Annotated in this window: 4 protein-coding genes; 1 reads left to right on the forward strand and 3 read right to left on the reverse strand. The window is 65.7% G+C overall.

From position 1 onward, the window contains the following. Positions 1–74: 74 nt before the first annotated feature. The 3 genes from AC1D0P_RS19485 to AC1D0P_RS19495 form a co-directional block, all read right to left on the reverse strand. Entirely contained in the window at positions 75–3,149 is a 3,075-nt protein-coding gene (locus AC1D0P_RS19485; RefSeq protein WP_477678264.1) for an efflux RND transporter permease subunit, read from the reverse strand. Further along, positions 3,146–4,279 (reverse strand): efflux RND transporter periplasmic adaptor subunit, encoded by a 1,134-nt coding sequence (locus AC1D0P_RS19490; RefSeq protein WP_477678265.1) that lies wholly within the window; start codon positions 4,277–4,279, stop codon positions 3,146–3,148. The genes AC1D0P_RS19485 and AC1D0P_RS19490 overlap by 4 nt, the downstream gene beginning before the upstream one ends. A gap of 84 nt (positions 4,280–4,363) precedes the next feature. After that, positions 4,364–4,981 carry a TetR/AcrR family transcriptional regulator gene (locus tag AC1D0P_RS19495; protein WP_477678266.1) on the reverse strand — a complete coding sequence of 206 codons (618 nt, stop codon included), beginning with the start codon at positions 4,979–4,981 and terminating at the stop codon, positions 4,364–4,366. A gap of 110 nt (positions 4,982–5,091) precedes the next feature. Here AC1D0P_RS19495 and AC1D0P_RS19500 point away from each other — a divergent pair, with 110 nt between their 5' ends. Then, positions 5,092–6,552 (forward strand): efflux transporter outer membrane subunit, encoded by a 1,461-nt coding sequence (locus AC1D0P_RS19500; RefSeq protein ID WP_477678267.1) that lies wholly within the window; start codon positions 5,092–5,094, stop codon positions 6,550–6,552. Positions 6,553–6,752 lie beyond the last annotated feature (200 nt).

The raw sequence follows: 6,752 nt of genomic DNA on the forward strand, positions 1-6,752 counted from the left end.
ACCCCGGTCACAACAACAACGATGGAATTCGACATGACAGATCTTTCGACAGGCAAATAGCGAGGAGGCGCAAATCAGCGCGGATCAGCTTCCGGCGCCGGGCGAATCCCGAACCAGATGGAATACATGGCCGGCAGGAACACCAGCGTGAGGACGGTCCCGGCGAAGGTGCCGCCTATCAGCGTGTAAGCCAGGGTGCCCCAGAAGACTGAATGCGTCAGCGGGATAAAGGCCAGCATGGCCGCCAATGCGGTCAGGATCACGGGCCGCGAGCGCTGCACGGTGGCCTCGACCAGCGCACGGAAAGGGTCCAGGCCCGCCTGCTCGTTGTGGTGGATCTGCCCGATCAGGATCAGGGTGTTGCGCATCAGGATTCCCGACAACGCGATCAGGCCGACCAGCGCATTGATGCCGAAGGGTTGCTGGAACAGGATCAATGTGGGCACCACACCGATCAGGCCCAGGGGGCTGGTCAGGAAAACCATAACCATGGCGGAGATCGAGCGCACCTGGAAAATGATGATGAGCAGCGTGATCGCCAGCATGATGGGGAACAGCGGCAATATGGCTTTGGTCGCCCTGCCCGACTCCTCGATGGCGCCGGCCTCTTCGATGCGGTAGCCGCCGGGCAGCTTGTCCATGATGGGCTTGAGCTGCGGGGTGATGGCGCTGGACACATCGGGCGGCTGCAGGCCTTCGGCGATGTCGCCGCGCACGGTGATGGTCGGCATGCGGTCGCGCCGGCGCATGACCGGCTCTTCGGCGCGCACCTCGACCTTGCCCACCTGCGACAGCGGGATGCGTTGCCCGGCGGCGCCGGTCAAGGTGAAGTCCGCGATCCGGGCAGGGTCCAGCCGGGTGCCGCCGGCCGAACGGGCCACGACCTGTACCGTGCGTATGTCTTCGCGCACGGCGGTCAGCGGGACACCGCTCAGCAAGAATTGCAGTTGCTGCGCCACGGCGCTGGAGCTCAGGCCCACGGCCTGCAGGCGGTCCTGCTGCAAGGTGAAGTGCAGCGTGGGGTTGCGTGTGCCCCAGTCGTTGTTGACGGTGCGCATCATGGGGCTGGCGTCCAGGACCTGCTGCACCTCGGCCGCGATCTTGCGCAGCGTGTCCGGGTCCGGCCCGGTGACCCGGTAGGCGACCGGGAACGGCGAATACGGGCCGAACACCAGCTGGGTGACGCGCACACGCGCCTCGGGAGCCAGGCCTTCAGCTACCGCTGTGCGCAGCCGCATCTTCAAGGCCACGCGCTCCTCCTGGCTGTCGGTGCGGACCACGATCTTGGCGAACGAAGGGTCGGGCAGTTCCGGCCCCATGGCCAGGTAGAAGCGCGGCGCGCCCTGCCCTACGTAGGCGGTGACGATCTTCGCTTCCGGCTGTTTTGCCAGCCAGGCTTCCACTTTTGCCGCGGCGGCGCTGGTCTGCACGATGGCCGTGCCATACGGCATCTGCACCTCGACCAGCACTTCGGGACGGTCGGAGATCGGGAAGAACTGTTTCTTGACGATGGCCATGCCGAGAACGGCCGCGGTGAAAAGGCCCATCACCGTCGCGGCGACCAGCCACTTGCGGGCGATGACGCGCGCGAGCACCCGGCGAAAGCGGTTGTAGCGCGGTGTGTCGTAAAGCGCGTCATGCCCGCCTTCGACTTTTTTGAGTTCGGGCAGCAGCTTGACGCCCAGGTAAGGCGTGAACACCACGGCGACCACCCAGGAGGCGATCAGCGCGATGCCGACGATCCAGAACATATTGCTGGTGTATTCGCCCGCGGTGGAACGGGCAAAGCCGTTGGGCATGAAGCCGACGGCCGTGACCAGCGTGCCCGAGAGCATGGGCGCGGCGGTGTGGCTCCAGGCATAGGCGGACGCGGCAGTACGGCTATAGCCCTCCTCCATCTTCACCACCATCATTTCGATGGCGATGATGGCGTCGTCCACCAGCAGGCCCAGTCCCAGGATCAGCGAGCCCAACGTGATGCGGTCGAAGTTTTTTCCGGTCGCGGCCATTACGATGAAGACGGCCGCCAGCGTCAGCGGCACGGCCGCCGCGACCACGATGCCGACGCGCCAGCCCATGCTCACGAAACACACGACCATGACCACCAGCAGCGCGACGAAGAACTTGACCATGAACTCGTCGACGGCCGAGCTGATGTTGACGGACTGGTCGGTGACCTTGCTCAGGCCCATGCCGAGCGGCATCTCGGCGTTGATCGCAGCGAGTTCTTTGTCCAGCGCCTTGCCCAAGTCCAGCCCGTTCCAGCCGTCGCGCATGACAACGCCGAGCAGCAGCGCCGCTTCGCCGCCGTTGCGGATCATGAAGGTGGCAGGGTCTTCATAGCCGCGCTTGACGGTGGCGATGTCCGACAGTTTCAGGGTGCGCCCCTGCGCCACGACCGGCGTATCGCGGATCTTCTGCAGCTCATCGAAAGCGCCGTCCAGGCGAATGAAGACCTGCGGCCCCCGAGTTTCCACGGAGCCGGCGGGCGTCAAGGCATTCTGGCTGTTGAGCGCGCTGAACACGTCCTGCGGGCTCAGGCCCAGCGTCGCCAGGCGCGCATGCGAGAACTCGATAAAAATGCGTTCGGGCTGCTCGCCGACGATGTTGACCTTCTTGACGCCGGGCACGCGCAGCAGGCGCTGGCGCAGCGTCTCGGCATCACGCACCAGCAGGCGCTGCGGCTCGCCTTTGGCCTTGAGCGCGAACAGGGCAAAGGTGACGTCGGCGTATTCGTCGTTGACCATGGGCCCGATCACGCCGGACGGAAGGTTGCCGGCTTCGTCGCTGACTTTCTTGCGCGCCTGGTAGAACTGCTCCTGCACTTCCGAGGGCGGTGTGGTGTCCAGCAAGGTCAGGGTGGTGAAGGCCAGGCCCGGCCGGGTGTAGGTTTCGCTGCGGTCGTACCAGCGCAATTCCTGCAGCCGCTTTTCCAGTTTCTCGGCGACCTGGTCCTGCATTTCCTGCGCCGTGGCGCCCGGCCAGGCGGTGATGACGGTCATCACCTTGACCGTGAACGCCGGGTCTTCGGCCCGGCCCAGCTTGAAGAAGGACACGAGGCCAGCCAGGGAGATCAGGCCGATCAGGAACAAGGTGACGGAACGCTCGCGCACGGCGAGCGCCGACAGGTTGAAACGGCCTTCGCTCATGGCCGCGCTCCCGGGCCGGTGGTGGTAGCGGCGGTGGCGACGGCGGCTTCGCCCGCCACCCGGACCTGTTCGCCTTCGCGCAGCAGGTGCGTGCCGAGTGCGACGATGCGGTCACCCTGCTTGAAGGCGCCCGCAATGCGCGCGCTGTCTTCGTCCAGCCGCTGGACCGTGACCGGCCGCCAGGAAACCTTGGCCGGCTCGCCCTGGATGACCCAGACGCCCGGCCCCTTGCCGGCATCGAACAGGGAAGCGATCGGGACCGACAAGCCGCCTTGTGCAGCGGCAGGCACATTCGCCTCCGGGATATTGATGGTGACCGTGGTGCCCAGGGGTGCGTTGGCCAGATCCTCTTCCAGCACATAGCGCGCCTCGAAGGTGCGCGTCAGCCTGTCCGCGGCATCCGAGAGCTGCCTGAGCTTGGCCGGAACGGGCGCGCCGTCCCTGCCAAAAAGCGAGGCCGTGGCGCTTGAACCCACCGCGGGGCGCAGGGTTTCCGGCAACTGGATGATGGCCTCACGGTGTCCGGCACGCGCCAGGCGCAGCACGACCTGCCCCGCGTTGACGACCTGGCCGGGTTCGGCCAGCGTTTCCATGATGACGCCGTCGGCATCCGCCACCAGTTCCGTATAACGGCTGGCGTTACGCGCCACTTCGGCCTGGGCTTCAGCCGTATTGAGCTGGGCTTTGGCGGCATCCGCCGCGGCCTTGACCTGGTCGTAGGCCGAAGCCGATATCGCGCCGGTTCCGCGCAGGTCGCGGTAGCGGGCTTCTTCCTCGGCCGTTTGCTGGGCCCGTGCCCGGGCAGCCGCGACCGCTTCCTGCTGGGCATGCGCCGCGAGCTTCAGGTCAACCGGGTCTATGCGCATGAGGGGCTGCCCGCGCTTGACGCTTTGCCCCGCATCGACAAGGCGCTCGAGGACTTTGCCGGAAACCCGGAAGCCCAGGTCGCTTTGCACCCGCGCGGCGACGGTTCCGGTGAAGGAACGCGACGCAAGGGCCGCGTCCCGGATGGTGGCGGCGCGTACCAGCGGTGTTTCGCTACGGGGATCGGAAGGCTTTTTGTCGCCGCAGGCGGCCAGGGCAAGCGTCAGTGCGGGCAGGACAGCAAGGAAAACGAGGTGGCGGCGCATGGAAATCCCATCAAAAACAGACAGGATTTCATTTTGATACTAGTGACCAATATTGTCAATAGTCACAATCAAAGTAGCGCAAATTCAGCGGGACAAGCTTCGCAGCACCAGGCTGGACAGCTGCGCCGGCGCGTCCTCGGTGTAATCAAAGCTGTACTGCAGGAGCAGCGGGTTGAGGTAGGGGCGCATCACCAGGTAGATCGCGGCGGCCGTCTCGTCGAGTGGCGTTTTGCGCTCGAACTCCTCGGTTTCCCGCCCCTGGCGCAGCACATCCTGTAGCAAGGCCTGGATGCGCCCTTCAAAGGCACGCACCGCTTCCCAGCGACCGGTGGCGGCGGAAGCCGCGATGTCGTAGAGCTTGCGGTCTTCAAAGAACAGGCGAAGGCTGGACTCGACGATGGTCTTGAACATGCGCCGCAGCTTCTCCGGCGGGCCGTCGACGGCATCGACGGCGGCCCTGACGTCGGTTTCGATCTCGCGCAGGCAATTCGCGCAGATCAGTTCGCCGATGGCCTGCTTGGATTCGAAGAACTTGTAGATGTAGGCCTTGGAAAAGCCGATGGCCTTGGCGAGGTCGGAAACCGTGGTTTTTTCGTAGCCGTAGAGGCGGAAGTGCTGGGTCGCGGCCAAAACAATCTGGTCCCGCACATCGTGGTCGGCCGGGCCTCGGGCCGGAGCCGCATGGGTGCTTTCTTTACTCATGTCCACAGCTTACCCCTTGCCAGCTATTTGCACAACGAGTGACCATATTGTAATATAGTCACATTTAATTCCTCCCCAAACTCCCTTTTTCCACTCGCGGAAGCTGCCCCATGCTACTCAAACGCACTCTCATCATCCTGGCCATCGCCAGTCTCTCAGCGGGTTGCGCTGTCGGGCCCGATTATGTCCGGCCCGAGACGCCCCTGCCGGACCGCTACCTGGGCCAGAAGGCGCTTGAACAGCGCCAGGCCAGCGCCGCCGCCGATGCCATCGTCTGGTGGGAAGGCTTTGGCGATCCACAGCTCACCCGCTTCGTAAGGCTAGCCCTGGCGCAGAACCTCGACCTCGCGCAGGCGTCCGCTCGCGTCACCCAGGCCCGCGCAGGGCTGGGGGCGGCCGATGCCGCCTTGCTGCCTTCCGGCAACCTCAGCGCCCAGGGGACGCGCGCCTACCAGTCGCTTGAAACGCCTTTGGGGCAGGTCCTGAATTCACGGCCCAATTTCGACCGCAACGGCAGGGCTTATGAGGCCAATCTCGGCGCAAGCTGGGAGCTGGATCTGTTCGGTGGCCTGCGCCGCGGACGGGAAGCAGCGCTCGCCGACTACCAGGCGTCGGAGGCCGGCGCGGCGGCAGTCCGCCTCGCGGTGGCGGCGCAGACGGCCGATATCTACATCAGCATTCGCGGGCTGCAAACCCGCGTCGAGCTTGCGCGCAGGCAAGCGCAAACGCAACAGGAACAGCTCTCCATCATCCAGCTGCTTTACGGCAAAGGCCTGGCCGCCGAGCTTCAGTTGCGGCAGGCCGAGGGCGCGCTGGCCCAGGTGCGGGCGTCGGTGCCGGTCCTCGAAACAGGACTGGAGACGGCCATGAATGCGCTGGACGTGATGCTGGGCAGCTCGCCCGGTACGCACCGGAATGAGCTGGCGAATTCCGCCCTTATCCCGGCCGCCCCGCAGATCGCCTCAAGCGGCTCACCGGGCGATCTGCTCAGGCGCCGGCCCGACCTGATCGTCGCCGAACGCCGCCTGGCCGCATCGAACGCCCGTATCGGCATGGCGATCGCCGAGTACTACCCCAAGCTCTCGCTGAGCGGGCTGGTCGGCAGCGCGACGGCGGTGCCCGGCGGCAGGCTGTTCACCAACAGCTCAAGCCAGGCCGCCGGCGTGCTGGGCCTTCGCTGGCGCCTGTTCGATTTCGGCCGCATCAACGCGCAGATCGACCTGGCCAAGGGCCAGGACGCCGAGGCGCTGGCCGCTTACCGGCTTGCCGTGCTGCGCGCGACCGAAGACGTGGAAAACGCTTTTTCGTCCCTTGTAAAACGCGAGGACCAGGCCGCCCTGCTCACCCAGGGTGTGGACTCGCTCGGGCGGGCGCGAGGGGCTTCGTTCGCGGCCTACCAGAAAGGGGTCGTCAGCTTCGTTGAAGTCCTGCAAGCTGACGAGAACCTGCTGCGGGCTTCCGATCTGCGGGCGCAGGCGCAAACGGAATCCGCGCGGGCGGCGGTCGCGGCTTTCAAGGCGCTGGGGGGGGGTTGGCAGCGCCAGGAAGCCGAGGCGCTGGCAGCCAGGTAGCGGTGACGTGGCCGGGTCTTGCGCCGGCTTGCGCGCCCTCGCCCTCTGCTTAGGGTTGCTGGCCGGGGGTAGCCCGGCAGCTACTCACTTTTCTTTTGCTTCGCCAAAAGAAAAGTAAGCAAAAGAAAAGGCGACCCTGGTTGCTGCGTCCCTTCGCTTCGCTACGGGCAACCTGCGGTGCTCGGTTCAGGCGGGGTCTC

The sequence above is a fragment of the Polaromonas sp. P1_G2 genome, assembly GCF_056405515.1.

What these genes read in the sequence shown, in the direction of transcription:
- AC1D0P_RS19485 (WP_477678264.1), bottom strand. Translation starts at nt 3,149, where the DNA reads ATGAGCGAAGGCCGTTTCAACCTGTCGGCGCTCGCCGTGCGCGAGCGT.
- AC1D0P_RS19490 (WP_477678265.1), bottom strand. Translation starts at nt 4,279, where the DNA reads ATGCGCCGCCACCTCGTTTTCCTTGCTGTCCTGCCCGCACTGACGCTT.
- AC1D0P_RS19495 (WP_477678266.1), bottom strand. Translation starts at nt 4,981, where the DNA reads ATGAGTAAAGAAAGCACCCATGCGGCTCCGGCCCGAGGCCCGGCCGAC.
- AC1D0P_RS19500 (WP_477678267.1), top strand. Translation starts at nt 5,092, where the DNA reads ATGCTACTCAAACGCACTCTCATCATCCTGGCCATCGCCAGTCTCTCA.